General features: G+C 35.2%; 1 protein-coding gene and 1 pseudogene. Both read left to right on the forward strand.

The features are described from left to right. Positions 1-293: T6SS immunity protein Tli4 family protein (locus GQ589_RS11860; RefSeq protein WP_202115107.1), on the forward strand; the 293-nt coding region annotated here is incomplete at its 5' end. Next, positions 280-529 (forward strand): annotated as a pseudogene (locus tag GQ589_RS11865) (hypothetical protein); the annotation flags it as partial. The gene GQ589_RS11860 and the pseudogene GQ589_RS11865, both read left to right, overlap by 14 nt.

Here is a 529-nt window from a genome sequence, read left to right on the forward strand (position 1 = left end):
CTCTCTATAAAGGGACGCGTGAGAGTAATGGGTTATTGCTAGAAGAGTGGATAGCAAAAGGGCAATTTTTCCATAATGAAAAAGGTTTCGGTTCCGATGATTGGGGATATGTATTTTCGTTGGGGATTCATATGACCGACCCAACCTATAAAACACCACAATTACGTTTAGAAATGTACTACAAATCTCCTTTAGATCCTAGACAGGCGTATAGCAAAGATCAACTAATGGTGTTTTGGCAAGAAATCACTAATAGCATTAGAATAAGGGAAAGTTCTTTTGAAAACGAATAAATATTACTGTTTTATTGTTGGTCTATTTGCGCTAACCGTATTAACCCGTTGTCAGGTATTTCATAAGGACATTCGTATGACTAAATTATCATCAACACAACAGCAACAAGTAAATGAGTTATTAAAAAATAGCGCAACACGCTGTATTGGGACCTATTTAATTGATTTACCCGCTGAATTTAAAGTCAAAAAAAAGGGGAACTTTGATTATAAAAGCAATCATGATGTGACCATTA

It is taken from the genome of Gilliamella sp. Pas-s27 (genome assembly GCF_009795865.1).
Lineage (GTDB): Bacteria > Pseudomonadota > Gammaproteobacteria > Enterobacterales > Orbaceae > Gilliamella.